This is a genomic window from Catellatospora paridis (assembly GCF_009720365.1).
Lineage (GTDB): Bacteria > Actinomycetota > Actinomycetes > Mycobacteriales > Micromonosporaceae > Catellatospora > Catellatospora paridis.
Genome location: NZ_ML769312.1, coordinates 186,577 through 213,257, shown reverse-complemented (window position 1 = coordinate 213,257; position 26,681 = coordinate 186,577). Strand labels below are relative to the sequence as shown.

The following is a 26,681-nucleotide window of genomic DNA, read 5'->3' as shown; positions in this document are numbered from 1 at the left end:
GCGTTCATCGGTCTTCAGGCTCGCAGCGGCGGCACCGGCTCATCCTTTGGTACTACGACCGGCCCGGCCTGTTTCGTATGCCCAGATCGCGGCTTCGACCCGGTTGCGGACACCCAGCTTCGCCATCAGGCTGCCCACGTGGGTCTTCACCGTGCTCAGGCTGATGAACAGGTCTGCGGCGATCTCGGTGTTGGTGCGCCCGGCGGCCAGCGCGCCCAGCACCTGCTCCTCCCGCTCGGTGAGCGCCTCGACCGGCTGCCGGGGTGCCGCCTGCGGATCCTGCCGGGCGAAGGCGCGCAGCAGCCGCGTCGTCACACTGGGCGCGATCAGCGCGTCGCCCTTGGCCGCGGCGTGGATCGCCTGGCTGAGCAGCGCCGGCCCGGCATCCTTGAGCAGGAACCCCCGGGCGCCCGCGCGCAGCGCGCCGTAGACGTACTCGTCCAAATCGAACGTGGTGATGACGACGACGGCGAGCGGCCGGTCGACGCCCGGGCCGGCCAGCCGCCGGGTCGCGGCGATCCCGTCCAGCACCGGCATCCGCACGTCGAGCAGGCAGACGTCGGGTCGCAGCCGCTCGGCAAGCCGCACCGCCTCCAGGCCGTCGGCGGCGGTGGCGACCACCTCGAGGCCGGGCTGTGCGTCGAGGATCATCGCCAGGCCGGTGCGCACGATCTCCTGGTCGTCGGCGACCAGCACCCGGGTGCTCACCGGGCCGGCCCGGAGAGCGGCAGCTCCACCGCCACGCTCCAGCCGCCGGCCGGGGCGGGCCCGGCCCGGAACACCCCGTCCAGCAGCCGTGCGCGCTCGCTCATCCCGGTCAACCCGTAGCCCCCGCCCGTGTCCTTCGCCGGCGTGCCGTCGTCGTCGACCCGCAGCCGCACCACGTCGTCGCCCACGCTGACCCGCACCTGCACTCGGGTCGCCTGCCGCGCGTGCCGCAGCGCGTTGGTCACCGACTCCTGTGCCATCCGGAACAGCGCGCCGACCAGGGGCGCGGACAGCGACGCCAGGTCACCGTCGACGTGCACGTCGACCGGCAGGCCCGCACCCGTGGGGCGCGCCAGCCCCCGCAGGTCGGCGACGGTCGGGCTCGGGGCGTACTCGGCCGGTTCGTCCTGCCGCAGCACCCGCACCATGGCGCGCATCTCCGCCAGCGCCCGGGACGCTTCGGCCTCGATCACCCGCAGCGCCTCCGTCGCCGCCTCCGGCCTGGCCGGCGCGGCCGCCAAGCCGGCCTGGGCCCGGACGGCGATCGCCGACACGTGGTGGGCGACGGTGTCATGCAGGTCCCGGGCCAGCCGCTCGCGTTCCATCAGGCGCACCTGCTCCAGCTCTCGCATTCGGGCTCGCACGCGGTAGCGCCGCGCCAGGCCGGCCGCGGCGACCGCCGACACCACCGCGACGGCCCCCACCGAGTCCGCGGCACCTGTGGTGCCGGTCAGCGCCGACAGCGCCATGCACCCGAGCATCACGGCGGCGGCGACCGTGATCTCGCGTCCCGAACCCCACCGCGTCAACGCGTACGGCAGCAGCAGCAGGTAGACCATCGTGTAGGTGTCGGGCACCGTGTCCTGGGTGACCAGCGGGATCAGCGCGCCGGTCCCGAAGGAGAGCGCCACCATCAGCAGCGGGCGCTCGCGCCGCCACAGCAGAGTCGCCGCGAAACCGGCACTGAGCAGCAGCGAAGCCGCCGGCAGCCCGGGTCGGAGCAGGCCCTCCGCCGCGGTCAGCGCGAGGACGACGCCGACGAGCAGGTAGTCTCGCCGGCCGCGGCGCGGGATCGGCGCCGGAGGCTGCTCACGCCAGAAGGACAGTCCACGCACGACCTGATGGTACGAGCCCGCGCGGCTCGGCAGATCAACCCAAAGTGCCGTCCCCGAACCCCAGCCGCCGAAGCGCTCGCCGGGTCACGCTCACGCTGCTCTCGGCGACGCCTTCCGGGCAACTTGATCGCAGGTGAGCAGCACGTGAACCCCCGACGACCCCCTATAACGAATCTAAATCAATCACTAGAGATTAGTTGCACGATATTCCGCTCGCCCGGAAACTTCCTTCATCAGTGCGATGTGGACGGATCCCGTTGCCTCGCCGTGCCGCGGTCCTGCTCCACAGACCGAGGAAGGAAGGAATGAATGAGGATCACCAAGACCACCCGTGTTCTCGGCACGGCCCTCGCCGTGCTCATGGTGACGGCCTTACCGAGCCCTGCAGCACCGGCGCAGGCACTGGCCGCGGAGACCTTCACCATCGTGATGCTGCCGGACACCCAGTACGCCTCCGAGTACTGGCCCGAGGTGTACCGGGCGCAGATGCAGTGGGTTGACGACCAGCAGACTGCCCGGAACATCAAGTACGTGCTGCACGTCGGTGACGTCGTCGACAACTCCGACCAGCTCGCCCAGTGGAACAACAGCAAGAGCGCGATGGGCCTGCCCACCGACGACGTGCCCTACATCATCGGACCGGGCAACCACGACCTCGACTCGACCACCACCCGCGCGGCGACGAGGTACAACACCCACTACCCGCGATCCACCTTCACCGGGCTGCCGTCGTTCGGCGGGACCTACCCCGCCAACCAGAACGACAACACCTACCACACGTTCAACGCGGGCGGCGTGGACTGGCTGGTGGTGGCGATGAAGTACGCGCCCAGCGCCGCAGAGATCACGTGGGCGAACTCGGTGGTGTCCGCACACCCCAACCACAACGCCATCCTGGTCACCCACGCCTACCAGAACGGCGTCACCAAGGACACCAACGGCAACAACCTGTGGACCAACCTGGTCAGCAAGCAGGCCAACTTCCGGTTCACGTTCTCCGGCCACTACGTCAACGCCGGGGTGATCACCCAGCAGGGCACGAACGGCAACACCGTCCACCAGATCCAGGCCGACTACCAGAACGCCTCCCAGCGCGACCCCAACAGCTTCCTGCGCATCATGACGGTCGACCCGAACAACAAGACCCTGGACGTCAAGACCTACTCCCCCTTCCTCAACACCTACAAGACCGACGCGGCGAACCAGTTCGTCCTCAGCAACATCAACCTGATCCCCCCGGCGTGGAGCACCATCGTCGACAACACGACCGCGGGCCGGTTCACCGCGAGCACGGCCTGGGGAACATCGACCTATTCGACCCAGCGGTACGGCGCGGACTACCGCTTCGCCGACCCGCTCTCCGTCAGCGATCCGGCCTGGTACAAGGTGAACATCCCGGCGACGGGCACCTATCAGGTCGCCGTGTGGTACTCGGCCAACGCCGGCTACAACGACGCGACCCCGTACATCGTGGTCACACCGAGCGGCAACCAGGTGGTGAACGTCAACCAGCGTGCCAACGGCGGCAAATGGGTCTCCCTCGGCAACTTCACGCTGGCCGCCGGCGACGACAACAAGGTGGGCGTCAGCCGCTGGACCGCCGGCACCGGATACGTCATCGCCGACGCCGTGAAGGTCACCCGCATCAGCTGAGGCAGCGACATCCGTACGTGCAAGTGCACCGCCCGGGTGTGGGGGTGCGGCGGGACCGACGCGCCTCCACACCTCGCCGCAGCATCCGCCAGAACGCGCGACGGCGGATCCGCCCGCCGTCGACCGCGTGAGCCAACAACCGCCACGGAGTGTGCCTCGTGATCCTCACGATCCTGCTCGGCGCGGCCATCGCCGCCCACCCGCTGACCCCGTTCTCGGTCGACCAGCTGGTCGAAGTGACGCTGCATCCCGACCGCGTCGACGTGGTCGCGGTGCTCGACGTCGGCGAGGTGGCGGCCAAGCAGCTCACGCCCGACTGCGCCGCCTTCGCCGGCAAGCTGGACGCCCGCATCGGGCAGGCCCCGCTGCAGTGGACCCTCCAGTCGCAGGAGTTGAAACGGCAGGGCACCCCGGGCCTGGAGACCATTCGGCTCACCTGCCGGCTGTCGGCTCCGGCCGGGTCGGACGCGGCGGCGGTCATCTCGGTGATGAACGGATACCTCACGGACCGGGTCGGCGCCAACCAGATCGTGCTGGCCGGCGTCGGCGTCCCGCCCCCGGCGGACCTGCCGCCCTACGAGCGGTCGGCGCAGCTGACCCTGCGCTCCGGAGCTGACGCCGCCGCTGACGTCGCCCCCGTCCCGCCGCAACGAAGCTGGCTGGAGCGTGGTGAGGCTTGGCTCACCGGCGCCATCGGAGATCCGTCACCGCAGGTCCTGCTGCTGGCCGTGCTGTTCGCGGCGCTGCTGGGCGCCGCGCACGCGGCACTGCCCGGCCACGGCAAGACCGTGATGGCCCTGTACCTGGCCGGTCGGCGCGGGCGGCGGCGCGACGCGGTCATCGTCGGCGGCACCGTCACGCTCACCCACACCGCCGGCGTGCTGATCCTCGGCCTCGCCACCACCGCGTTCGCGGGCCTGGCCGCCGAATCCGTGCTCAGATGGCTCGGCGTGGCCAGCGGCGTCCTGATCACCGTCGTGGGAGTCGGCATCCTCATCAGCGGTCTGCGCCACCGGCGCGCCCACCACCACGGCACGCAGCACGAACATCATCATCATCACGACGGTCGCCGGGGCAGCCTGGCCGCCCTCGGCGTCGCCGGCGGCCTGGTGCCCAGCCCCACGGCGTTGGTCGTGCTGCTCGGCGCGGCAGCGCTGGGCCGCCTCTGGTTCGGCATCGTCCTGATCATCGTGTACGGCCTGGGCATGGCGGCCATGCTCACCGCCGCCGGACTGCTACTGCTGCGGGCACGCGACCGCTGGGCGTGGCTCGGCCGGCTCACCGTGCCGGCGGAGGCTACCGCATCGGTCATCATCGTGGTCGGCTTCGGCCTGGCCGCCCGCGCCGCGTTCGCTTTCTGAACCCGATCCGTCCCGACGGGGACCACGTCCCGCCCGGTCAGCCGAGCGGGCAGAAGGGAAGTTCCGTGCGACCTGACCTACGCCGTCTCCTCGGCACTGTTCTTGCCGGTCTCACGCTCGCGGGAGCGGCCGCGTGCGGCGAGGGCACACCGGCCGCCTCCACCGGCCAGACCACGCCCGCCGGCCCGACCGCCACCGCCGGTCCCACCGCGACCACCGGGGCGGGCGCGTCCTCCGCCGCAGCCGTGCCCACGGGAACGCCCCGACCGAATACCGTCCCCGCGTGCGACGCGGTGGCGAATGCTCGCAGGAGCGCCATGGACGCGCTCGCGCCCGTGGCGACGACCCTCGGCCGCAGCGGGCTGTCCAGGGAGGATCTCGCCAAGGCGACCAATGACCTGAACACGGCCTACACCGCCATGCACACGGGCGTTGCCGCCGCCGCCGAACTCACCGGCGACCCGCGGCTCAAGGCGAAGCTCTCCGCGTACCAGCTGGCGGTCGAGCAGGCGATCGTCGCCGTCGAAGGGTCCGACGGCGAGCAGGCGAAGCTCAAAGCCGTGATCGACTCGCCCGCGATGCGAACCGCCGAGAACGCCGTCACGGCCGCCTGCGCCTGACCGTTCACGACCTGTCGTCGGCGAACCAGCCCGCCGGCACGCCGCTTGCGGCGATGATGGTGCCGAGGAGGTGACCGTGTCGATCGGTCAGGGCATGTTGCGGGTGACGCTGGCGCACCCGTCGCTGACCCGGCTGTACCGGACGAGCACGCCGCAGCTGAGCGTCGACGGGGTGGACCAGCTGGTCCGGACCTGGGGCACGCACACTGTGGCCGTCGCCGCCGGGCCGCACCGGGTCGCGGTGCAGGTCGTCCCGAACAAGGGCGAGCCCTTCGGCCATGCCGAGGCGAGCGCCGTCGTCGAGCTGGGCGCGCAGACGGTCGTGGAGTACCGCGCACCGCGCTTCCACCGCCGCGGAAAACTCATGATCGCCAGGGCGGTGTAGGTCAGGTCTGTGAGAGGCGAGCGAACTCGTCGATCACGTGGGGCTTGGCCACGTCGATCCGGGTGCGGGACCCGGTGGTCAGACCGCCGGTGTCACACGTGGAAACCAGGGCCACGGGCGGCCGGTCCGCGTATCGCAGCAGGTAGGTGAAGTCATACGGGTAGCCGATCGCCGGGCACACGGTCACGCGGGACGATGCCGAGTCGGGCCACAGTCCACTGTGGCGTCGTTGCCAGTCGCGCCAGACGGTGTTGCGGTCGGGCAGACGGTTCAGGATCGCGGCGAATTCGGCCGCTCGGGCGGTGAGCACCCGCTTCAGCGGGACGGTCGGTGCTGCGCCGCCCGGCGGGAAGACCTCCGTGGGCAGGGAGCAGAGCACGACCTCCACCGGATCCGGCGGTACCAACTCGCCCGGCGAGTCCACGAATCGCGGCCGCTGCGGAATCATCGGGCAGCCGTTCACGTCCAACGTGATGGCGTACGGCTCACCGGTCACGGTCGCATGAGGGGGAGAGATCCGCTGCCAGTACGCGAGCGCCAACCCTGACGCGACGAGGGCCAGCGCCACCAGACCGACCCACCAGCGTCTTCTCATCGACCCTCCCCAGCCATGCGGCGAGACCATACCCGATGAGACAGCCCCCGCGCGGCCCCACGAAAGTGCCTCGGAAGACGTGCCCGAACAGCAGCGCCACGTCGGATCTAAGGTCGAGCCTCCGGGCCTGGCCGCGGATGGGTTACCGAATACGGCATCGGCTGCAACGGCACGGTGATCACGTTCCAATGCTCGGCGATCATCGCGTGTTCGAGGCGGTACAGGTCATAGAAGGCAGTCGGGGTGTCGTTGACGGAGCCGGTGCAGGCGGTCAGTGCGAACTCTCCGTCGGCGACGGTCACCGTGTGCTGGGTGTAGCGGACGTCCGCCTCGGCCAGGGCCGCCCACATGGGGCCGATGCCGTTGCCGAGGGCAGGGTCGTGCTGGACGAGGTCGGTAACGACGAACCTGCACAGCAGGTCGTGGTCGCGGGCGAGCAGGACCCGGTCGACGTAGTAGTCGACGACCTTGCGGGTCGTCGCGACCTGACCCGGGTACTGCACCTCCGCCGGTCCGTCGAACTGGCTGTGGCCATTGGCGCTGTGGACCGCGAGGGGCTGTGCCGCACGCCAGTGCTCGGCCGGGGAGCCGTCCTGCATACGGAAGATGTCGAAGCCTACGAAGCCGTCCGCCCCCAGCGAGGGGTAGACGGTGTGCGCGGCCACCATGTCAGCCCCGGCCAGCACCCGCACGATGTCCCCCTGGACATGGCCGCCGTCGGCGGCAGCGACGCTCCCGGCCGGGCTCGCAGCGGGCCCGACCGCGTCGGCGTCCTTACCGTTCATGAACCCTCCTGGCGCAGACGACAGAGCTGCACGCCCAGCCAGACGTACGGGCGCTCTCACATTCCCCGGCGAAGCCTTCCTCAAACGTGAACGTCGGCGGTGGCGGTGAGGACGCCGAAACCCGGCGCCGCCCGCGTCGCGATTCGCCCTCACTCACCGGGCCATCGTCTGTGGGTAGGCAAAGCGTTGCGATCAGCAACGCCGCGCGGCGCGGCATTTAGCTTGATATTCAAACCTTTCGTCCATAATTCATCTCTTTTTGGACGAAATCCTGCCGACTCTGCCCGCGAATCCGGGCGGGAAAGCTGCGGCGATCCACCGGCTCCGATACGCGCCCGTCCCGGCCGGTGGACGCGCAAGGATGGAGCCATGGCATTCGAGGGCACCCGCGTCCTGTTGGTCGGTGGCACTTCGGGGCTGGGTCTGGCGGTTGCGCAGGCCGTCGCCGAGCGGGGAGCCATCCCGATCGTCGCGTCCCGGACCCGGGCAAGCGTCGACCGGGCACTCGGCCAGCTGCCCGCGGGCGCCGAGGGCGGCACCGTCGACCTCGCCGACCCAGACTCGATCGACCGGCTGGTCGAGCGGGCCGGGACGATCGACCACCTGGTCTACACGGCCGGCGAGCCGCTGCGGCTCACCATGCTCGCCGACCTGACCCCGGAGATCGCCCACGACTTCTGGAGCACCCGCTACTTCGGCGCCCTCGCCGTCATCCGCGCGGTGACCGCCACCCGGGCCCTGCGGCAGCCCGGTTCGATCGTGCTGACAGGAGGCACCGCCGGTCAGCGCCCGGGGCCGGGCTGGTCACTCGGGGCGAGCATCTGCGGCGCGATGGAGGCGTTGACCCGGGAGCTGGCCCTGGAACTCGCCCCGATCCGGGTCAACCTGGTCGCGCCTGGAGTCACCCGCAGCCCGTTGTGGACGAGCATGTCGACCGAGGAGCAGCAGGCCATGTACGACGGCATCGCCGCGACGCTGCCCGTGGGCCGGGTCGGCGAGCCGTCCGAGGTAGCCCTGGCCTACCTGTACGCGATGGAGCAGCCGATGGCCACCGGCACGTCGATCCTCGTCGACGGCGGCGCGGTCCTCGTCTAGGGCCTGACCACTCCCTGTATCGGGGCGACGGTGGACGCGCCATACTCGTGGCCATGGCGATGACCCCGACCAACCGAGCCAGGCTCCGCACCGCCGCCTTGGCACTGTGCGCATCCTTGGTCATCGCGTTCGGCTTCGGACGGCCCGGGTCCGACGACACCATCGCGTCGTGGTGGGACGGCGGCGCCCGGTTGTCCGCCGGCACGCTGACCGCGCGACTTGACGGGTTCTACGGCGACGACCCCGTAAGCCGGCTGTTCTCCTGGCTCACCGACCTGTTCGCGCAGCCGGGCATGGCTTTGTGGAACATGGTGACCGCGAGCGTGCTGGGCCGCTGGCTGGTGCTGGGCGTAGCCGGGGCGGTCGCCGTCGACGCCGTCAAGAGCGGCTTGGGTTACCTGCTGCGCAAGACCGCTCCGGAAACGCCGCCGACGACCTGACGGAGTCGGTGAACGTCGTCGGACGCGGCACTGGTTCAAAGGTCCAGGACGCCGACGGTCTGGCCACCGTTCTGCTCGCCGGTCGTCCGGAATCCGAGCTTCAGGTAGAACTCCTCGGGGCCTCCGACGCGAGGCTCCCAGCTGACGTATACGCGGGTGCCGCCACGGGCGCGAATCTCGCGGGACACGGCTTCGACGGCGAACCGGCCGTAGCCGTTCGCCTGAGCGTCGGCCGCGATGTTCAGCCGCCAGAGGCCAGAGCGCAGGTCGTCGGGATCGCCGGCCCACGGGATGTCGAGGAAGGCCATCACGAAGCCGACCAGCCGGTCGTCATCGTAGATCAGCCTCGGCCAGGCCTGCCCGGCGAAGACATAGGCCTCGGCCAGCGACTTGACCACCGGCGCGACCAGATCCTGTTGATCGGGGCGCACGGACAGCGCCAGAGCCGCCGCATAGTTGTTCCGGGTGATCTGTTCCAGTCGCATGCCGCGGACGATAGCGGCCGGGGGGCGGGCCCAGCGACCTGATTTCCGGCGTCAGACTTCGGTGAGGGCTTTCAGCGCGGCCGGTGACAACGCCTGGTCGCTGTAGAGCAGCCGGATCGCCGTGGTGTCGGGGTTGCCCGCGTCCGGGCCTCGCCAGACGCGGCTCAGGCCGGCCCGCTCGACCGCCCGCAGCGACTGATCGTTGCCTTCGAGCAGGTACGCGGTGACGGGAAGCTCAGCGCGTCGCCCGCGCGCGGCGGAGATCGCCACCGCGCTGATCTCCTGCGCGTATCCGCGTCCCCAGCAGGGCGGGCGCAGGCGGAATCCGAGATTCCAGGCGACGCCGCAGCGCACGAAGCAGCCACCGATCCCGACGAACTCGTCACCGGCCCAGGCGGTCCACATGCCGAGACCGTCGCGGTCCCACGCTGCCCGCCAATTCCCGATCATGCGTTCGGTCTGCGCCGGGTCATCGTGTCGGCTCAGCGGGTCGGGACCCCAGACCTGCGGATCCGAGTAGAGGTCGAACAACCGCTCCAGGTCGGCGGGCTCAGGCACCCGCAGCACCAGCCGCGCGCTCGCACTCGCCATGAGCGCCTCGAAATCAACCACGAGACGATGATGTACGACAGCGTCCGTACGAGCACATCGTTTCCGTCGAAGCGGGTCAGCCCGGATAGTCGGTGGGCCGGCCAGGCGTCGCCGGGGCCGGTGGACCGCTCGAACTGTCGACCAGGACGGCGCCGAACGGGGTGCGCCAGTAGAGCACCTCACGTCCCGAACGCTGCTTGGTCACCGCCCCCGCATCGAGCAGCACCCGGAGGTGGTCGCTGACCGACCCGAGGGACAGCCCGGTGAGCGCGGCCAGGTGCGAGGTGCTGACCGGTGTGCCCAGCCGGCGGAGGATGGTCGCCCGGTTCGGGCCGATCAGCCGATCCAGCCCGTCCGGCGCAGGCGGGACGGTGTCGGCCAGAATGCCACGGGCTGGGTAGACCATCCCGAAGCGCGTGGGCTGGTCCCACACCACCCAGCCGTGGCCGCAGTGCGCCGGGACGAAGATCAGCTGCTCGGCCTTGTCGAGCGGGAGCGGCGGGTCGGGAAGGTCGTTGACCCGCAGGCGGCCGTCGCCGAGCCACTCCATGGTGGCTGCCAGGTCGGGGAAGACGCCTGCCCAGCCCTCGGCGCTGAGCCGGGCGGTACGTGCCACGACATCGGCCCGCAGCCGCTGTTCGCGCGCCGGCCATTCCGGACGGACGGTGTGCGTCCACACCCAGTCCAGCAGGAACACCGCCTCCTGCGTCAGCCCGTCGACCGACAGCACGCGATCGAGCTGCCCCGGCCGGGTCGCCCGCAGGTCGGCACGGATCTGCTCGTCAGGGCGTGCCATGACGGCCGCGAGTTCCTCGGCGAACGTCGGGGTCGCCGAAGCGGGCGCCAGCGTGATGAAGTCGGCCATGTACCGGCGGCCGAACGCGGCCACCACCAACGCCCGCACCACCGGCCGTCGGGCCAGCATCCGCTCGTAGGCGGCCAGGTATGGCCGCCGCCAAGTGTGCTGCCACGGGCGGCGCGGCCGGTGCAGCGACAGCAGCGCCGAGACGGTGTCGGTCATCGGCGAGATGGTGAAGCGGCTGCGTGCGAGCAGATCCACCGGTACTTGCCAGACACCCACGTTTCGCCTCCAGCCGTAACTCTAACGGGCCCGTTCGGCAGCACCCGAGGATCGTGGGCGTGAGAACGTATTCGGAACTGTTCGGCATCCGCGAGTTCCGCAGCCTCTTCCTCGCCAACTGCGCCGGCATCGCCGCGCACACCAGCTCCGCGCTGGCCCTCGGCTCGCTGACCTACGCCGTGACCGGTTCGGCGGCGCTGACCGCGCTGAGCATGTTCGGGGCGCCGCTGGCCGGCGTGCTCGGCAGCCTGACGCTGCTCTCCGCGGCGGACAGCCTGCCGCCGCGCCGAGCGTTGACCCTCGCCGCGCTGGTCGCGCTCGCCGGCACCGCGGTCCAGGCCGTCCCGGCACTGCCGATCGGTGTGCGGCTCGCCGTCATCCTGCTCGTCGCGTATCTCGGGTCGATCACCGGCGGCGCCCGCTGGTCGCTGCTCAACGACATCATGCCGCCCGGCGGGTACGTGCTGGCCCGCTCGACGATGAACGCCAGCGTCGGCGTGATGCAGATCGCCGGCTTCGGGGCGGGCGGGCTGCTGCTGGCCTGGCTCACCCCGTACCAGGTGTTCGGAATCGCGACCGCGCTGCGGGCGCTCGCCGCGGCGATGACGTGGTTCGGCCTGCGGGAACGGCCGGCCAGGACCGGCGAGCGGGCCTCGATGGCCCGGACCATGCGGGTCAACCGGGAGCTGTGGGCCGATCGCGGACGCCGGGCGCTCTACCTCAACCTGTGGCTGCCCAGCGGTCTGGTCGTGGGCTGCGAGGCGCTGTTCCTGCCGTACGCGGGCGACCGGGCCGGTTTCCTGTTCGCCGCCGGCGCCCTCGGCATGCTCGCCGGCGACATCGTGGTGGGGCGGTTCCTGTCCCCGGCCGCCCGCCGCCGCTGCGTCCTGCCGCTGCGGCTGCTGCTTCCCCTCCCCTACCTCGCGTTCCTGGTGCACCCGGACCTGCCGCCCGCGATGCTGCTCGCGCTGATCGCCTCGGTCGGCTTCGCGGCCTCACTGCCGATGCAGGAGTGGCTGATCGACCGTTCCCCGCCGGAGGCACGCGGCCAGACGCTCGGCCTGCAGCAGAACGGGATGATGACCGGGCAGGCGGTCTTCGCGGCACTGGCGGGAGTGGTCGCCGACGTGCTGCCGACGCACCGGGCGGTGGCACTGCTGGCCGGCCTGTCGCTGGCCGTGACGCTGCTGCTCACGCGGAGCCTGCGGCACGCCCGGCCGGTCCCACCGCAGCCGGTCACGGTCGGGCAGGCGGCACCCGCCGGCACTTGACCTGCCGTCCGGCCTCCTCGCGGGGGCAAGCTGTGCGGGACGGGGCACCCGTCCCGCACAGCTTGCGGGGTCGCGCAGCGGGTCAGGGGTGTCCGGCGAGGTTGAACCGCTGGTTGGTCCCGCTGCCGCAGGTGTACTGGATCATGGTGGCGCCGTCGGCGGTGGACGCACTCGTCACGTCGATGCACTTGCCGCTGCCGACGGCGACGAGCCGGTAGACCTTGGCGGAGACCAGACTCAGCTGGAACGTCTGATTGGCGGCTCCGTTGCAGGTCCACTGGATGATTTTGGCGTTGTTGGCGGTGGATCCGCCGTCCACGTCGGCGCACAGACCGCTGCTCGCGTTGACGATCGTGTAGGTGTCGACGCCCACGGGCTCAAACCGCCACGACTGCGGCGACGCGCCGGTGCAGGTGTTGTGCCGCAGCTGGTTGGCGGCGGTCGCGTTGACCGCGTCGACGCACTTGCCGCTGTGCTGCGCCACCGCGGTGGAGGTGAATGCGGGGCCGGTCGACAGCGTCTCGGTCCGCACGACGGTGCCGTGCCGGCAGCCGGCGCAGGCGACCGCGCTCAGGCCGGTCCAGCTGTTGAGGTTCGAGCTGGTCGCGGTCCAGATCCCGCCGTTGGTGTACTTGTCGATGTAGATGCGCCAGGTGCCGTCGGTCATCTGCGCCAGGGACGGCCCTTCGTATCCCGAGGTCCACAGCGTGCCCTGGTTGGTCCAGCCGCTGGTGACGCTGGTCGTGCTGGTCCAGTGCTCGATGAACTTGGACGTCTCGTTCTTGACGAAGGCGTGGTAGGTGCTGCCGGACTTCGCGACGAAGGTGTCGATGTGGTTGAAGCCCAGCCCGTCCATCTGCACCGGCCCGCTCCACGAGGAGAGAGCGGTGTTCTGCGCGGTGTACACGTAGGGCCGGAAGCACGCGGAGCAGGTCGTCTGCGCCACGCTCGCGATGATGCGGACGGTGCCGCCCTCCACGTAGAACTCGGGCGCCCACACGAATTTCGTGCTGGTGATGCCCGAGTTGACGGTGGCCACGTGCGTCCACGACAGCAGGTCGGTGCTGGAGGCGACGTTGAACGACGTCGAGTTCGTGGTCCAGGACTGGACGGTGTAGGCCACGTAGTACTTGCCGTTGTAGTTGATGATGCTCGGGTCGCGCAGCACACCGGACGGGCCCCGGTAGTTCGTGTCGGCCAGGACGCCGAAGCTGGTGGCGTTCGCCGACGAGTACAGCCACAGCTCCTCGTCGGCGACGGCGTCACCCTTGAACGTGGCGTAGACGAACGACGTCGCGGCGGACGCCGGCGCCGCTGTCGCGACAGTGCCGGCGACGACGCCGAGCAACGCGACGGCCAGCACCCGCGCAAGCCGGTGCAGTGCAGGGATTCTCACTTGTACTCCGATTCTCGTCAGGTCAGATGTCCGCGGCCCAGCTGACCTGCGGCCCTAGAATGTTTACGTAAACATTGGTGCACGAGGTGCCACCGATGGGAGAACTGGGTTTCGAGGATGTTACGGCGAGGTCGAGTGTGACCGATAACATCCAAGACCGTCAAGGACTCGGACCAGGCGCGAAAAACGGCCTCGCCGACACTCGCGCCAAACAATGCAGGCACTGTCTTCTGGCCCGGATCGCCGCGACGCATCCCAGTTCGTTGGTCATGCCAAAGCATCAGCAAGGGTGTCGAGACCAGACATCACCACTGGCGATGACATCGTCCATATTCGATCTATCGGCCCTGTCGTGCCGCGAGGGAGCGCTCACAGGTCGCGATCGTCCAGAACCCTTGACGCGACTGGACCTCGATGGCATCATCTGTCCACGCCAATGTTTGCGTAAACATTGCCGACATGTGACGGCCGGGCACGTCGCTTCCACGCATCGCTGTTCCGTGCCCGTCGATTAACGGCTGAAACGATTCACACAAGCGAGGTTCCCGGCCTCGCCCACCCGGCACTCACCCATGTCGACATTCACGCATCCAGGCAGGCCACAGCTCTCCCCACATGGAAGGGTGAAGCAGAGTGCACTCCTCGACCCGTCCCCGAAGCCGACGGCGCGCCCTTGTCCGTGCCGTCACCATCCTGCTGGCACCCGCGCTAGCCGGGCTTGTCACGCTCGCCGGCCCGGCCGACGCCGCGCCGATGACCATCACCAACGGCGTCCAGTTCACCGCCACCAACGGCAACATCGTGCACGCCCACGGCGGCGGAATCCTCAAGGACGGCGCCTACTACTACTGGTTCGGCGAGAACCGGACCGCCGACAACCATTTCTACGCCGTCTCCGTCTACCGGTCGACAGACCTGAAGAACTGGGAGTTCCGCAACAACGTGCTGACCCAGTCCTCGGCGTCCGAGCTCGCATCGGCCAACATCGAGCGGCCGAAGGTCATGTACAACGCCGCCACCGGCAAGTACGTGATGTGGATGCACAAGGAGAACGGGACCGACTACGGCGAGGCCCGAGCGGCGGTCGCAGTCTCCAGCACCGTCGACGGCAACTACACCTACCAGGGCAGTTTCCGTCCGCAGGGCACGTACATGTCGCGCGACATCACGATCTACAACGACAACGGCGTCGGCTACATGATCTCCGCCGCCGACGAGAACTACGACCTCATGATCTACCGCCTCACGCCGGACTTCCTGGGCATCGCGTCGGTGGTCGGCAACTTCTGGAACGACGCCCACCGCGAGGCGCCGGCGCTGTTCAAGCGTGGCAGCACCTACTTCATGCTGACCTCGGCCGCGACGGGCTGGAGTCCCAACCAGGCGAAGTACGCCACCGCGTCCAGCATCTCCGGCCCGTGGTCAGGCTGGGTCAACGTCGGCAACTCCACCACCTACAGCTCCCAGCCGACGTTCGTGCTGCCGATCACGGGAACCGCGGGCACCAGCTACCTGTACCTGGGTGACCGGTGGGCCGGCGCGTGGAGCGGGCCGGTCAACGACTCGCAGTACGTCTGGCTCCCGCTCACGTTCCCCAGTAATACCAGCATGAGCATGAGCTGGCACCCGCAGATCATCATCGACGCCGCCGCCGGAACCGTCACGGGGCTCTCGCCCGCCTACTACCGCGTGACCAACCGCAACAGCGGCAAGGTCATGGACGTGGTCAGCAACTCGACCGCCAACAACGCCGAGGTGAAGCAGTACACCTGGAACAGCGGCGGCAACCAGCGGTGGCAGTTCGAGGATGCCGGCGGCGGTTACTTCCGGATCGTCAACCAGAACAGCGGCAAGTGCCTCGACGTGGCGAACGCCTCGACCGCCGACGGCGCGAACGTCATCCAGTACACCTGCGGCGCCGGAACCAACCAGCAGTGGCAGTGGGCCGCCGTCGGCAGCTACTACCAGATCAAGGCGCGGCACAGCGGCAAGTGCCTCGACGTCGTGAACTCCGGAACCGGCGACGGCGCCGACATCCAGCAGTACGCCTGCGGCAGCGGCAACAACCAGCAGTGGACCCGTACGCAGGTCTGACCCGCTGGTCACGAGGGCGGCGGCGTGCCACGGCCGCCGCCCTCGCGAGCGAGAAGCCATGTCGAGCACCCATGGCGTTCACCCTGATGTGTCCCGCAAGTCCAGGTGCATGCCTACATTTCATTGTCGGCTGTCTAAATAAACAGCCATCACTCCCCCAGAAGGGACCACGTGATGGGCATCCGACGCATCCGCGCCGCCACGATCGCGGGCACGGCGCTCGCGCTGGTCGCCGCCTCGGCCGCGATCGCACTGACCACCTCCGCGAGCACCGCCGCGCCGGCCGCGGCCGCCGCCGACCCGGTGCTGGTCGGCGCCGGCGACATCGCGACCTCGGGCTCGGGCGACACCGCCACCGCGGCGCTGCTCGACGGCATCTCGGGCACCGTGTTCACCACCGGCGACAACGTCTACAACAACGGCACGAGCTCGGAGTTCAACTCCTACTACAACCCGACCTGGGGCCGCCACAAGGCGCGCACCCGCCCGGCACCGGGCAACCACGACTACAACACCTCCGGCGCCAGCGGCTACTACGGCTACTTCGGCTCGGTCGCCGGCCCGTCCGGTCGTGGGTACTACTCCTACGACCTGGGCAACTGGCACATCGTGTCGCTGAACTCGAACATCAGCATGACGTCAGGTTCGGCGCAGGTGACCTGGCTGCGCAGTGACCTCGCGGCCAGCACCAAGCCGTGCACCCTCGCCTACTGGCACCACCCGCTGTTCACCTCGGGCGCCAACCACGCCCCGTCCACGTCCACCCGGCCGCTCTACCAGGCGCTGTACGACTACAACGCCGACGTCGTGGTGTGGGGCCACAACCACCAGTACGAGCGCTTCGCGCCGATGAACCCCAGCGGCGCGGCGGACAACTCCCGCGGGTTGCGCTCGTTCGTGGCGGGCATGGGCGGCGCGGGCGCGTACGGCTTCGGCACCATCCAGGCCAACAGCCAGGCCCGTAACACCGGCACCCTGGGCGTGCTCAAGTTCACGCTGCACGCCAACAGCTACGACTGGCAGTTCGTCCCGCAGGCCGGCAAGACCTACAACGACAGCGGCACCGGCGCCTGCCACTGAGCCAGTGTCGTGCGTCAATCGCGGGCCCGTGCTCGGCGCGGGCCCGCACCCTGCGCGGCCTGACCGTCAAGGCCCGAATCCTGGTCAGACCGCTGGAATCTATGCCGTCATGTCCTGGCGGCGAGCCAGGCGTCTTCAGAGGCGTAGTCGAACGCCTTCTCGCCGCAGGCGCGGAGGAAGACCGGGAAGGCGTCCCGCCAGTCGACCCGCCGCGTGGTTTCCATGATCCACTCGACGAGAGCGGGCAGTGCGGCCAGGTAGTCGGTCACCGGCCGGTAGCCCAACAGCCGCTCGGCGGAGGTCATGTCCATGACGTAGGGATACGGCACCGACCATGGGGTGTCGCCGATGCCCATGGTGTCGCGTCCCGGAATCAGGATCTCCTCGGGATGGTGGTCAAGCAGGCCGTTGATGGTCGAGGCGATCTCGCGGACGGTGACGGCCTGCGGGTCCACGGCATTGAGGACCCGGCGGCCGGGTCGGTGCGCGGCGAGACGGATCAGTTCGGCGAGGTTGGCCGTGGTGGTCGTGTGAAACCGGCTCTGCCCGTCGTGGCTGAGCACCTGTACGGGACGGAAGTCCAGCGCCCGTTTGACGAACCACCACTCCCGGGGGAACACGCTGCCGGGTCCGGCGATTGCCCCTGGCCGCAGCACGGTCACCGGCAGGGCGCTGTCGAGCAACACGTTCTCCAGCGCGACCTTGCTGGTCGAGTACGTCGACGGCCCTGCCGGCACCGTGGCCTGGTCCTCCGGGACCGGTAGGGGCAACACCGGGAAGTCGTCGGGTCCGGTCGCCTCGTCGAGGGAGTGGCCACGGGCGTCGGCGTACACCGAGAAACTCGACAGGACGACGGCCGTGCCGAGCCTGTCGGCGAGACCCGCCAGCTGCCGACCATGGGCCTCGGTGTAGGCCACGCAGTCCACCAGCACGTCGAAGCCGCCGCCGACCGCTGCGGCGAGGGACTCGTCATCGTCGCGGTCCACCTGTACGCCGCGGACACCGTCGGGCCAGACGGCCGCCCGACGGGCTCCCGCGGACACCTGCCAGCCGTCGTTCGCCAACGCTGCCACCACCGCGGTCCCGACCTGTCCCGAAGCTCCGAGCACCAACGCTGTCCCTGTCACGGCCGGAACAGTAGCCCCGACGCCGCGCTGTGCTCGTACGCGTTCGCGCATGGCGTAGGCGCTGTGACGACCTGGCGAGGTGCGAGACGGACCAGCGGTTGTCGACGGTGATCCGCTGACGGGTGAACCGGCGGCGCTGCAGGACTACTCCCCGTACACACGCAGGCCTCAGCGCAGGGCTGTTGACATCGCGTCCGCGGTGCCGTCGGTGTCCCGCGCGGACGAGGTGTTTCTGAGCGCGGCGGTGACCACCACCGTGGCTGCCACCAGGACGGCCACCGCCACGCACGCGAAGGCCAGCACCGTCGGCCCGTCGGGGTGGATCACCGATTGGCCGCGCCTGGCCTGCCAGGTGAGCACCGCGAACACACCGGCGTAACCGAGCGCGGCGACACCGACCAGCCGGGCGCGGACCCGTTCGTCGCGCAGCCGGCCGCGCCTGGTCGCCAGGACGGCCGTGACGAGCAGGAGCACCTGGATGCCGTGCATCCCGACGAAGTGCGGCACGCGTAGATCACCGCCGGTCGTGCTCCAGTGAGTGATCGGCATGCCGCTGCCGTCGGGATCGCCGATGCCGTGGCCACCGGTCAGGGACACCAGGTGGCCGTTGGCGTCGGTCACCGTGCGGGGCGTGGCGCCTGCGGAGTTGCTGAGCCAGAGGGCCACGACCATGCCGGCGAGCGCGAGTCCGAGCCCGGCGCGCAGGGCGCGGGTCACCGCGCGGTCGCCGGCGCGCTGGATCAGGACCAGGACCGCGATGGCCAGGGTGGTCAGCAGGAGCGGCATGATGCCGAAACCGAACACCGTCTGCACGGTACGGGCGACCGGGTCGGTGTTGGCGTTGAAGTGGCTGAACGTGCCGTGTGCGGCGGCGTAGGCGACGGCGCCGACGTCGAGCAGCCCGGCGACCGCGAAGACGGTGCCGAGCCACCAGCCGAGGCGGCTGCCCTTGCGCAGCCTGCTGAGCAGCCAGGCCAGCGTGAGGCCGTACACGCCCATCGCGAAGCCGAACTTCATCGGCTTGAGCCAGACCGACTCGCCCATGAGCAGCCGATCGTCGGCGAGCATCCCGACGGCGCACGCCAGGACCAGGGCGAACATCGCCATCGCGTGCACCGTCAAGGGGCGGTGCCAGCCGCGTATCGCGCGGGCAGCTGTGGTGAGCATGGTCATGGGGCGCTCCCAACGCGGATCTGCATGACGGCTGGTTCGTACGGCCTGGCTGCTGCCCCGTACCGCCATGAGCCTCGCGCAGCGGGCCGCGCCGAACCATGCGGCCGACCCCCAGGTGTGCCCGGGGGCTATCCCCCGGTCCGGCCGCTACGTCGCATCCGATGCACCGCGCAGGCGAGCCGGAGATCGTCTCGTTTCCCAAGGTCGACTTGCTCGTTCCTCCTGGCAGGCGCCGTCCGCGGGGTGGTGGCCGAGCGGGGTGAGGACTGCTCCGCAACAGGTTCGGGAGCGCCGCGGATGCGGTGGAAGGTGTGCGACATGGTCGACCGCAGGCGGATTCTTCAGGCGACGGCGGCCATGGGCGCCGCCGCCGCGCTCTCCCAGCAGGCGGGCTGGGCGTGGGCGGCGGATCAGGGCCGCAAAGGCACGTTGAACCCGAACAAGATCCGCAAGTACGTCACGCCGCTGGCGGTGCTGCCGGTGCTGGCGCCCTCGCGCCGCGAGGAACGCGGGCCGGACCACTACGTGGTCGGCGTGCGCCAGTTCCGCCAGCAGATCCTGCCGCAGGGCATGCCGCGGACCACCGTGTGGGGCTACGGCGACGTGTCGAATCCGCGTGGTTTCCGCACCCCGTCGGCCACCATCGAGGCGAGCGTGGACCGTCCCGTGCGGGTCACCTGGGTCAATGAGCTCGTGGACGCCTCCGGCGGCTTCCGCCCGCACCTGCTGGCGGTGGACCCGACGCTGCACTGGGCCAACCCGCCGGGCGGCAGCACCGGCAGGGACACCCGGCCCGTCTTCACTTCGACGCCTGGTCCGTATCGGGGTCCGGTGCCGATCGTCACGCACCTGCACGGGGGGCGTTCGCTGCAGGACAGCTGCGGCTACCCGGAGGCCTGGTACCTGCCGAAGGCGCGCGACATCCCGCGCGGTCACGCCACCGCGGGCACCTTCCACGACGAGTTCGGCGACGAGTTCGCGCAGCGCCACGGCGTGGCCTGGAAGCCGGGCTCGGCGACCTTCCACTACGGCAACGACCAGCGCGCGGCGACGCTGTGGTATCACGACCACACCCTCGGCATGACCCGCGTCAACGTGTACGCCGGCCTGTCCGGGTTCTTCCTGCTGCGCGGCGGCTCCGGCGACCTTGCGCCCGGGGTGCTCCCGGGGCCGGCACCGGGGCTGGGCGACCGGCCCGGCACCCGCTACTACGAGATCCCGCTGATGGTGCAGGACCGCTCCTTCAACGCCGACGGCTCGCTGTTCTACCCCGCCAGCCGTGCCTTCACCGACGATGCGGGCCCGTACCTCCCGAACGGCCCGTTCCCTCCGATCTGGAACCCGGCGTTCCTCGCGAACACCATGACGGTCAACGGCAGCACCTGGCCGGTGCTGGAGGTCGAACCGCGCCGCTACCGGCTGCGTCTGCTCAACGGCTGCAACAGCCGCGTGCTGATCATGAAACTCGTGACGGAGCAGCTGGCACAGCGCCCGGCGCCGTCGGCCCTGCCGATCTGGCAGATCGGCAACGACGGCGGGTTCCTGCCCGAGCCGGTGTCACTGCGGGAGCTGCTCCTCGGCCCCGCCGAGCGCGCCGACGTCATCGTGGACTTCACCGGCCTGCGCGAGGGCACCGAGCTGTACCTCGTCAACGAAGGGCCGGACGAGCTCTGCGGCGACAACTTCGACCCCTCGGATCCGGCGACCACCGGGCAGGTCATGAAGTTCACCGTCGGGCGGCTGACCGGCAAGGACCGCAGCGTCCCGCCGGAGCACCTGGAACTGCCCCGGATCCGGCCGCTGGGCCAGGCGGGCCGGACCCGCCGGCTGGCCCTGGACGAGCAGCTGGGCGACGACCAGTCGATCAAGATGATGCTCTGCACGATCGACGCGGACGGGCACGCCAAGCCGCAGCACTGGCACAACCCGGTCACCGAACTGCCGGCGCTGAACGCCACCGAGATCTGGGAGCTGCACAACTGGAGCGCCCACGTCCATCCGATCCACCTCCACGTGGTGCAGTTCGAGGTCCTCGGCCGTGGCAAGGACGGCACGCAGCCGCCGCGGCCGGGCGACCGTGGCACGAAGGACACCGTCCTCACCTTCCCGGGCGAGATCACGCGGGTGAAGGCGACCTTCGACCTGGCCGGGCGCTACGTGTGGCACTGTCACCTGCTCGAGCACGAGGACAACGACATGATGCGGCCGTTCCGGGTGGGTTGACCGGGTGCGGTGGTCTTCGGGCGCACCAGCGGCTCGGGTTCCGGGCCGCTGGTGCGCCACGCCGAACGCGGTGTGCGCGCGTTCGGGCGGGTCCGGCTAGCGCAGCGAGCGCAGGCCGGTGCGGACCTCGTCGACGAGCGAGGCCGGCTGCTCCCAGGCGGCGAAGTGACCGCCCTTGGGGAGCCTGTTGTAGTGGACGAGGTTCGGGTATGCCTTCTCCGCCCAGCTCCGGGGTGCCTGGTAGAGCTCGTCGGGGAAGACGCTCACCGCGACCGGCAGCTTGACGCCCTTGACGCCGAAGAACGAGACCGTGTTCTCCGCGTACAGCCGGCCCGCCGAGACGCCCGTGTTCGTCAGCCAGAAGTGCGTGACGTTGTCGAGCACGTCGTCACGGGTCAGGCCCTCGGGCACGCCCGCGAAGGACCGCGAGATGAGGGCCATGCTCCGCGGGTCGTGGTCGAGCAGCCACGACGCCAGGAAGATCGGCGAGTCCGCCAGGCCGGTCAGCGTCTGCGGCCGCGAGCCCATCTGCAGCGCGTACGCCACGTGCTTCCAGGTGAAGTCGAGCTGCTCGCACGTGGCCCGCTCCTCGTCGGACAGCCCCGCCGGCAGGTTGTCCAGGGCGTTGGCCGCGCCGATGACGTTCTTCTGGAACAGGTTGTCGATCTCGGCGGGCACCACGCCGGCCATGTTGGTGTGCAGGCCGACCAGGCCGTCGACCTCCTGCGCGCCCATCAGGTCGACGACGATCGCGCCCCAGTCACCGCCCTGCGCGACGTACCGGTCGTAGCCCAGGCGCTTCATCAGCTCGCCGTAGGCGCGGGCGATGCGGTCGGGTCCCCAGCCCTTCTCGGTGGGCTTGCCCGAGTACCCGTAGCCGGGCATCGACGGGATGACGACGTGGAACGCGTCCTCGGCGGTGCCGCCGTGGGCGGTGGGATCGGTGAGCGGCTCGATGAGCTTGAGCTGCTCGATGACCGAGCCCGGCCAGCCGTGCGCGATGATGATCGGCAGGGCGTTCTCGTGCTTGGAGCGCACGTGGATGAAGTGGATGTCCAGGCCGTCGACCTCGGTGAGGAAGTTCGGGTACGAGTTCAGCTTCGCCTCGCAGCGGTGCCAGTCGTATTCGTGCGTCCAGTACTGGGCCAGCGCCTGCATCGTGGCGAGGGTCGGGCCCTGCGAGTCGTCGGAGACGGTCTCCTTCTCGGGCCAGCGCGTGTGCACGATGCGCGCGTGCATGTCCTTGAGGTCGGCCCCCGGGACCTCGACCTTGAACGGCCGGATCGCGCCGGCGCCGGATGTGACAGACATGATTGGCTTCCTTGCTGTGCTGATGGGAGCTTCGGAAGGCGTCGGCCTTCCTGCGGTGAGCGCCGGTATTCACCGGCCCGTCCACGATCGCAGCCGGGAAGGCTGATCGCCCCCGTGGCGACCCCCGGCCCACCCCCCGGTCCTCGCCCCCTGGGGCCCGGGGGGTGGGATTGTGCATACAGGCATAAATAGTGCATCAGGGTCGATCGGGCGCTTATCGTCACGCCATGCGACCGTCCCGCTGTCGTGTCAGCGCGCTCCACGTCGGCGACCCTGTGCGAGGTGGCCGCCGCTACCGTCCCGACCTGGGAGGATTCGACCTATGGGGGCGTCGGCGGTAGGCACCCGGGTCAGACCTCGCGGCCGAAACCGCGAACTGGCCAGGCTCGACCGGGCGCTCGCCGACGCGCGATCGGGTATCAGTGCCGTGCTCGTACTGCGTGGCGAGCCGGGTATCGGCAAGACCGCGCTGCTGGAATACGTGTTAGCACACGCGGCGGGCTTCCGCACGACCGGCGTCATGGGAGTCGAGTCGGAGATGGCGCTGCCCTATGCCAGCCTTCACCAGCTCTGCGCACCGTTGCTCGGCAAACTGCCGCTGCTGCCCGAACCGCAGCGCGAAGCGCTCTCGGCCGCGCTGGGTCTGCGCCAGGGCCCGACGCCGAACCGCTTCCTGGTCGGCCTGGCCGCGCTCAGCCTGCTGACCCAGGCCGCCGAGGAACAGCCGCTCGCCTGCCTGGTCGATGACGCCCAGTGCTTCGACGCGGAGTCCCTGCAGGCAATCGCGTTCGTCGCCCGGCGGCTGACCGCCGAACCCATCGCGATGATCTTCACGCTGCGCTCGCCCGATGGCGACCATGAGCTGACGGACCTGCCCGGGATGACGGTCGACGGCCTGAACGACACCGACGCCCACGCCCTGCTCGCCTCAGCCGTGCCCGTCGCGCTGGACCTCCGGGTACGCGATCGCATCGTCGCCGAAGCACACGGCAACCCCATGGCGCTGCTCCTGCTGCCGCGCCTGATCTCACCCGCCGACCTGGCGGGCGGACTGTGGCTGGCCGGCCGACGCCCCGTGACCGACACCATCGAGAGCGCTTTCCACCTGCGCTTTCAGCAACTCCCGCCGGACAGCAGACGCCTGCTGCTGACCGCCGCAGCCGACCCCACCGCAGACGCGGACCTGCTGTGGCGCGCCGCCGAACGGCAACACATCCCGGCCGGGGCGGCCGCGCCCGCCGAAGCCGAGGGGCTCGTCGAGTTCGACAACACCGTGCGGTTCCAGCACCCGCTGGCACGCTCGGCCATTTACCGCAAAGCGTCGGCGCCGGACCGTCGCGCCGCGCACCAGGCGCTGGCCGAAGCCACCGACCCGCACACCGACCCCGACCGTAAGGCGTGGCACCGCGCCCAGGCCGCGGCCCGCCCCGACGAAACCCTGGCGGCAACACTCGAAGACTGCGCCGTCCGCGCCCAGGGCAGAGGAGGAGCCGCCGCTGCCGCGGCGTTCCTGCGCCGATCCACGCAGCTGACCCCGGACCCGGCGCGGCGCGGCTACAGAGCGCTGGCCGCAGCGCAGGCCGGCATCGACGCCGGCGGTCTCAGCCAGGCCCACGACATGCTGGCCGCGGCCGCCGCCGGCCCCCTGGACGAGACACGACAGGCCCGGCTCGACCGGTTGCGTGCCCGGCTGGCCTTCACACAGCGACGCGGCACCGACGCACCCCGGCTGCTGCTCGACGCCGCCCGCCGACTCGCCCCGCTCGACGCCGCGCTCGCCCGCGACACTCTGCTCGAAGCCTTCGGCGCGGCGCTGTACGCCGGACGGCTGCACACCGGCCCCGACCAGCCGGAGATCGCCCGCGCCGCACGATCGGCACCACTGCCCCCCGCGACGCCGCCGCGCCCGGTCGACGTCCTGCTCGACGCCCTCACCGACCTGACCCTCGACGGCTACCCCGCCGCCGCCGACCGACTGCGCCGGGCGCTGCACACCGTTCAACGCGAGCAGCGATCCGCAACGCCCGGAGCCGACCAGCGGTGGATGTGGCTGGCCTGCCCGGTGACACCCGAACCGCTGGCACCGGAACTGTGGGACGACGAGGCATGGCACGAACTGGCCACCGGTGCGGTGACCCTCACCCGCGACGCGGGCGCGCTCGGCGTCCTGCCGATGGCGCTGAGCTACGAGGCCTGCTACCGCATCCACGCCGGCGACCTCACCACTGCGGCGTCCCTGTCCGAGGAGGCGGCCGCGATCTCGACCGCCATCGGCAGCGCACCGATGGTGTACGCGTCGCTCCTGCTCGCCGCCTGGCAAGGCCGGGAATCTCAGGCCCTCAGGCTCATCGACGCGGCCCGTACCGAAGCTCTCACCCGCGGCGAGGGGCGCGCGCTGTCCATCGCCGACTACGCCACCGCCGTGCTCTACAACGGCCTCGGCCGATACGACGCGGCACTCACCGCCGCGACCCAGGCCTGCCAGTACGAAGACCTGGGACTGTTCGGCTGGGCGCTCGTCGAACTGATCGAGGCCGCCACCCGCAGCGGACAGCCTCAGGTAGCCGCGGCCGCGCTCGACAGGCTCACCGAACGGACCCGGGCCGGCGCAACCCCCTGGGCCCTCGGCATCGAGGCCCGCTCACGCGCGCTGATGAGCAGCGGGGACGACGCCGACAGCCACTACCGCCAATCGATCAAGCACCTGAGCCGATGCCGGATCACCGTCGACCTGGCCCGTGCCCGGCTGCTGTACGGCGAGTGGCTGCGTCGCCAGCAGCGCCGAGGACAGAGCCGCGAGCAGTTGCGCTCCGCCCACGAGACGCTCAGCCGCATCGGCGCCGACGCCTTCGCCGAACGCGCTCGCCACGAACTGCTGGCGACCGGCGAGACCGTACGCAAGCGGGACACCTCCGCCATCAGCGAGCTCACCGGCCAGGAGGCACAGATCGCCCGGCTGGCCCGGGAAGGGCGCACCAACCTCGAGATCGCGGCCCACCTGTTCATCAGCCCACGGACCGTCGAGTGGCACCTCAGCAAGGTCTTCACCAAACTCGGCATAACCTCGCGCAAGCAACTGCGCGCGGCGTTCTCGTCGTCGGCACCGCCGCAGTCGACGGTGTGATCCGCGTTGACCTGATCTGCCCCACTTTCCGTGATGCCCTTGGTCTTGCAGAAAGGCTGCTCGCCGGATCATGTCCCGACAGCCTCGCCCCGCCGTGCTGTACTCCACGCCATGGATCGCCGCCGCAAAGTCATCGCCGCCGTGCTGGCCATAGCTGTCGCTGGTGCCGTAGGCGTCCTGCTCAAAGTCCAGCGCGATCGGGAGTGGGTGCACGGGGGCGATGATGTCGACGTCCTCGTCGACCTCCGCTTAGCCGATCATGAAACCTTCGACGCGACCATCGTCATGTTCGGCGGCCCGAACCGACACCAGACCGGTGCGCCGCCGGGCTCGCAGGCGCTGGTGGTGCGGGCGACCTGGAGCGAGGCTCCGAGTGACAACGGCCATCACTACACCTTGATCGCACTGGACAAGAGAGTCTCCCCGCCTCGGCTGCTGGGCGCCAATGGGGCATGGGTGGCAGGAGGCGGACCGGAGGGCACGGGCTCCCATTGGTCCAGCGCCTACACCGAGCTTGCCGAACACTACGACTGGCTTGCCAAGACTGCCATGGTCACCGGCGAGCGCGGCGTCAGCTTCCCCGGGTCGGCGATAGCCGCGCCAGCCCTGTCATCTGGAGCCCTTGTCGCAACCTGGTTCACGGACACGGCAGACGGGCGGCCGCCGCTGACCGACCCGCTGACGGAAGTCCTCATCGCGCTGGTGTACGCCGATGATGACGGCGAGGTTCGCTGGGCGAAGCGCATCTTCGGCTAGCGGACCGGCCATTGTCGCCATCAGGACACGTGGCGGCGATGGGAAGCGCTTCTGCTCGACGCCCGGCAGATGGATGATCACGACTTCGATCGATGTCTTCGGTGATGGCAGCTGGATCTGAACTGCGCGAAGTGCCGAACGCGGGTCGGCCGACAGGATTTAGAGAGCCACCAAGCATCGACGCCGCTCTGTGCCGTCACGATTCGATTACG

Annotated in this window: 23 protein-coding genes; 12 read left to right on the top strand and 11 right to left on the bottom strand. The window is 70.1% G+C overall.

The genetic code is table 11. From position 1 onward, the window contains the following. Positions 1–39: 39 nt before the first annotated feature. A complete protein-coding gene (locus F9C41_RS00870; RefSeq protein WP_155384646.1) occupies positions 40–708 on the bottom strand; it encodes a response regulator in 669 nt (222 codons plus the stop codon). Then, entirely contained in the window at positions 705–1,823 is a 1,119-nt protein-coding gene (locus F9C41_RS00865) for a sensor histidine kinase (protein ID WP_155384645.1), read from the bottom strand. The genes F9C41_RS00870 and F9C41_RS00865 overlap by 4 nt, the downstream gene beginning before the upstream one ends. A gap of 309 nt (positions 1,824–2,132) precedes the next feature. On the opposite strand from F9C41_RS00865, the gene F9C41_RS00860 reads away from it, so the two are divergent. From F9C41_RS00860 to F9C41_RS00845, 4 genes are all read left to right on the top strand, one after another. Further along, positions 2,133–3,476, top strand: a complete 1,344-nt coding sequence (locus tag F9C41_RS00860; RefSeq protein ID WP_155384644.1) for a golvesin C-terminal-like domain-containing protein — start codon at positions 2,133–2,135, stop codon at positions 3,474–3,476. Positions 3,477–3,634: 158 nt separating this feature from the next. Continuing rightward, positions 3,635–4,837, top strand: a complete 1,203-nt coding sequence (locus F9C41_RS00855; RefSeq protein ID WP_155384643.1) for an urease accessory protein UreH domain-containing protein — start codon at positions 3,635–3,637, stop codon at positions 4,835–4,837. Positions 4,838–5,154: 317 nt separating this feature from the next. Continuing rightward, complete coding sequence (locus F9C41_RS00850; protein ID WP_155384642.1) at positions 5,155–5,457, top strand: hypothetical protein; 303 nt, start codon at positions 5,155–5,157, stop codon at positions 5,455–5,457. A 76-nt stretch (positions 5,458–5,533) separates the two neighbouring features. Next, positions 5,534–5,842, top strand: coding sequence for a hypothetical protein (locus F9C41_RS00845; RefSeq protein ID WP_155384641.1), 309 nt, complete (start codon positions 5,534–5,536; stop codon positions 5,840–5,842). 1 nt (position 5,843) lies between these two features. On the opposite strand, the gene F9C41_RS00840 is transcribed toward F9C41_RS00845, so the two are convergent. Both F9C41_RS00840 and F9C41_RS00835 read right to left on the bottom strand, forming a co-directional pair. Beyond that, positions 5,844–6,437 carry a hypothetical protein gene (locus F9C41_RS00840; RefSeq protein ID WP_155384640.1) on the bottom strand — a complete coding sequence of 198 codons (594 nt, stop codon included), beginning with the start codon at positions 6,435–6,437 and terminating at the stop codon, positions 5,844–5,846. 107 nt (positions 6,438–6,544) lie between these two features. After that, positions 6,545–7,222, bottom strand: coding sequence for a hypothetical protein (locus tag F9C41_RS00835; protein WP_155384639.1), 678 nt, complete (start codon positions 7,220–7,222; stop codon positions 6,545–6,547). Positions 7,223–7,591: 369 nt separating this feature from the next. On the opposite strand from F9C41_RS00835, the gene F9C41_RS00830 reads away from it, so the two are divergent. Next, positions 7,592–8,317 (top strand): SDR family oxidoreductase, encoded by a 726-nt coding sequence (locus F9C41_RS00830; RefSeq protein ID WP_155384638.1) that lies wholly within the window; start codon positions 7,592–7,594, stop codon positions 8,315–8,317. A gap of 53 nt (positions 8,318–8,370) precedes the next feature. Next, the gene (locus F9C41_RS00825) at positions 8,371–8,757 is read left to right on the top strand and encodes a hypothetical protein (protein ID WP_155384637.1); all 387 of its coding nucleotides are present in this window, start codon (positions 8,371–8,373) and stop codon (positions 8,755–8,757) included. Positions 8,758–8,792: 35 nt separating this feature from the next. On the opposite strand, the gene F9C41_RS00820 is transcribed toward F9C41_RS00825, so the two are convergent. Genes F9C41_RS00820 through F9C41_RS00810 form a run of 3 tightly spaced genes read right to left on the bottom strand, consistent with a single transcriptional unit; the run spans position 8,793 to position 10,854 of the window. Then, a complete protein-coding gene (locus F9C41_RS00820; RefSeq protein WP_155384636.1) occupies positions 8,793–9,242 on the bottom strand; it encodes a GNAT family N-acetyltransferase in 450 nt (149 codons plus the stop codon). A 51-nt stretch (positions 9,243–9,293) separates the two neighbouring features. Then, on the bottom strand, positions 9,294–9,854 hold the full coding sequence (locus F9C41_RS00815; RefSeq protein ID WP_155384635.1) for a GNAT family N-acetyltransferase: 561 nt from the start codon (positions 9,852–9,854) through the stop codon (positions 9,294–9,296). Between the two features lie 55 nt (positions 9,855–9,909). Beyond that, the gene (locus F9C41_RS00810) at positions 9,910–10,854 is read right to left on the bottom strand and encodes an ArsR/SmtB family transcription factor (protein WP_230689181.1); all 945 of its coding nucleotides are present in this window, start codon (positions 10,852–10,854) and stop codon (positions 9,910–9,912) included. A 119-nt stretch (positions 10,855–10,973) separates the two neighbouring features. Here F9C41_RS00810 and F9C41_RS00805 point away from each other — a divergent pair, with 119 nt between their 5' ends. Further along, entirely contained in the window at positions 10,974–12,185 is a 1,212-nt protein-coding gene (locus F9C41_RS00805; protein ID WP_196279567.1) for an MFS transporter, read from the top strand. A gap of 82 nt (positions 12,186–12,267) precedes the next feature. Here F9C41_RS00805 and F9C41_RS40550 read toward each other — a convergent pair whose 3' ends face one another. After that, positions 12,268–13,581 carry an RICIN domain-containing protein gene (locus F9C41_RS40550; RefSeq protein ID WP_196279566.1) on the bottom strand — a complete coding sequence of 438 codons (1,314 nt, stop codon included), beginning with the start codon at positions 13,579–13,581 and terminating at the stop codon, positions 12,268–12,270. Positions 13,582–14,214: 633 nt separating this feature from the next. On the opposite strand from F9C41_RS40550, the gene F9C41_RS00795 reads away from it, so the two are divergent. Together F9C41_RS00795 and F9C41_RS00790 are read left to right on the top strand one after the other, a co-directional pair. Next, a complete protein-coding gene (locus F9C41_RS00795; RefSeq protein ID WP_230689180.1) occupies positions 14,215–15,675 on the top strand; it encodes an RICIN domain-containing protein in 1,461 nt (486 codons plus the stop codon). Between the two features lie 174 nt (positions 15,676–15,849). Then, entirely contained in the window at positions 15,850–16,755 is a 906-nt protein-coding gene (locus F9C41_RS00790) for a metallophosphoesterase family protein (protein ID WP_230689179.1), read from the top strand. A gap of 107 nt (positions 16,756–16,862) precedes the next feature. Here F9C41_RS00790 and F9C41_RS00785 read toward each other — a convergent pair whose 3' ends face one another. Together F9C41_RS00785 and F9C41_RS00780 are read right to left on the bottom strand one after the other, a co-directional pair. Further along, a complete protein-coding gene (locus F9C41_RS00785; protein ID WP_155384633.1) occupies positions 16,863–17,933 on the bottom strand; it encodes an NAD-dependent epimerase/dehydratase family protein in 1,071 nt (356 codons plus the stop codon). Positions 17,934–18,050: 117 nt separating this feature from the next. Next, complete coding sequence (locus tag F9C41_RS00780; RefSeq protein WP_230689177.1) at positions 18,051–19,055, bottom strand: hypothetical protein; 1,005 nt, start codon at positions 19,053–19,055, stop codon at positions 18,051–18,053. 318 nt (positions 19,056–19,373) lie between these two features. On the opposite strand from F9C41_RS00780, the gene F9C41_RS00775 reads away from it, so the two are divergent. Further along, a complete protein-coding gene (locus F9C41_RS00775) occupies positions 19,374–21,278 on the top strand; it encodes a multicopper oxidase family protein (RefSeq protein WP_155384632.1) in 1,905 nt (634 codons plus the stop codon). Positions 21,279–21,374: 96 nt separating this feature from the next. Here the strand turns inward: F9C41_RS00775 and F9C41_RS00770 are convergent, their stop codons facing one another. Continuing rightward, complete coding sequence (locus F9C41_RS00770) at positions 21,375–22,589, bottom strand: epoxide hydrolase family protein (RefSeq protein ID WP_155384631.1); 1,215 nt, start codon at positions 22,587–22,589, stop codon at positions 21,375–21,377. A gap of 322 nt (positions 22,590–22,911) precedes the next feature. Between F9C41_RS00770 and F9C41_RS00765 the strand changes: the two genes are divergently transcribed. Beyond that, the gene (locus F9C41_RS00765; protein ID WP_155384630.1) at positions 22,912–25,713 is read left to right on the top strand and encodes a helix-turn-helix transcriptional regulator; all 2,802 of its coding nucleotides are present in this window, start codon (positions 22,912–22,914) and stop codon (positions 25,711–25,713) included. 111 nt (positions 25,714–25,824) lie between these two features. Continuing rightward, positions 25,825–26,469, top strand: a complete 645-nt coding sequence (locus F9C41_RS00760) for a hypothetical protein (RefSeq protein WP_155384629.1) — start codon at positions 25,825–25,827, stop codon at positions 26,467–26,469. Positions 26,470–26,681: the final 212 nt, after the last annotated feature.

Excerpts from the sequence above, each read along its gene's own strand:
- F9C41_RS00790 (WP_230689179.1), top strand. The coding sequence starts at position 15,850 with ATGGGCATCCGACGCATCCGCGCCGCCACGATCGCGGGCACGGCGCTC.
- F9C41_RS00760 (WP_155384629.1), top strand. The coding sequence starts at position 25,825 with ATGGATCGCCGCCGCAAAGTCATCGCCGCCGTGCTGGCCATAGCTGTC.
- F9C41_RS00810 (WP_230689181.1), bottom strand. The coding sequence starts at position 10,854 with ATGACCGACACCGTCTCGGCGCTGCTGTCGCTGCACCGGCCGCGCCGC.
- F9C41_RS00835 (WP_155384639.1), bottom strand. The coding sequence starts at position 7,222 with ATGAACGGTAAGGACGCCGACGCGGTCGGGCCCGCTGCGAGCCCGGCC.
- F9C41_RS00860 (WP_155384644.1), top strand. The coding sequence starts at position 2,133 with ATGAGGATCACCAAGACCACCCGTGTTCTCGGCACGGCCCTCGCCGTG.
- F9C41_RS00850 (WP_155384642.1), top strand. The coding sequence starts at position 5,155 with ATGGACGCGCTCGCGCCCGTGGCGACGACCCTCGGCCGCAGCGGGCTG.
- F9C41_RS00765 (WP_155384630.1), top strand. The coding sequence starts at position 22,912 with ATGGGGGCGTCGGCGGTAGGCACCCGGGTCAGACCTCGCGGCCGAAAC.
- F9C41_RS00830 (WP_155384638.1), top strand. The coding sequence starts at position 7,592 with ATGGCATTCGAGGGCACCCGCGTCCTGTTGGTCGGTGGCACTTCGGGG.
- F9C41_RS00775 (WP_155384632.1), top strand. The coding sequence starts at position 19,374 with ATGGTCGACCGCAGGCGGATTCTTCAGGCGACGGCGGCCATGGGCGCC.
- F9C41_RS00785 (WP_155384633.1), bottom strand. The coding sequence starts at position 17,933 with ATGCGCGAACGCGTACGAGCACAGCGCGGCGTCGGGGCTACTGTTCCG.
- F9C41_RS00825 (WP_155384637.1), top strand. The coding sequence starts at position 8,371 with ATGGCGATGACCCCGACCAACCGAGCCAGGCTCCGCACCGCCGCCTTG.
- F9C41_RS00820 (WP_155384636.1), bottom strand. The coding sequence starts at position 9,242 with ATGCGACTGGAACAGATCACCCGGAACAACTATGCGGCGGCTCTGGCG.
- F9C41_RS00770 (WP_155384631.1), bottom strand. The coding sequence starts at position 22,589 with ATGTCTGTCACATCCGGCGCCGGCGCGATCCGGCCGTTCAAGGTCGAG.
- F9C41_RS00780 (WP_230689177.1), bottom strand. The coding sequence starts at position 19,055 with ATGACCATGCTCACCACAGCTGCCCGCGCGATACGCGGCTGGCACCGC.
- F9C41_RS00840 (WP_155384640.1), bottom strand. The coding sequence starts at position 6,437 with ATGAGAAGACGCTGGTGGGTCGGTCTGGTGGCGCTGGCCCTCGTCGCG.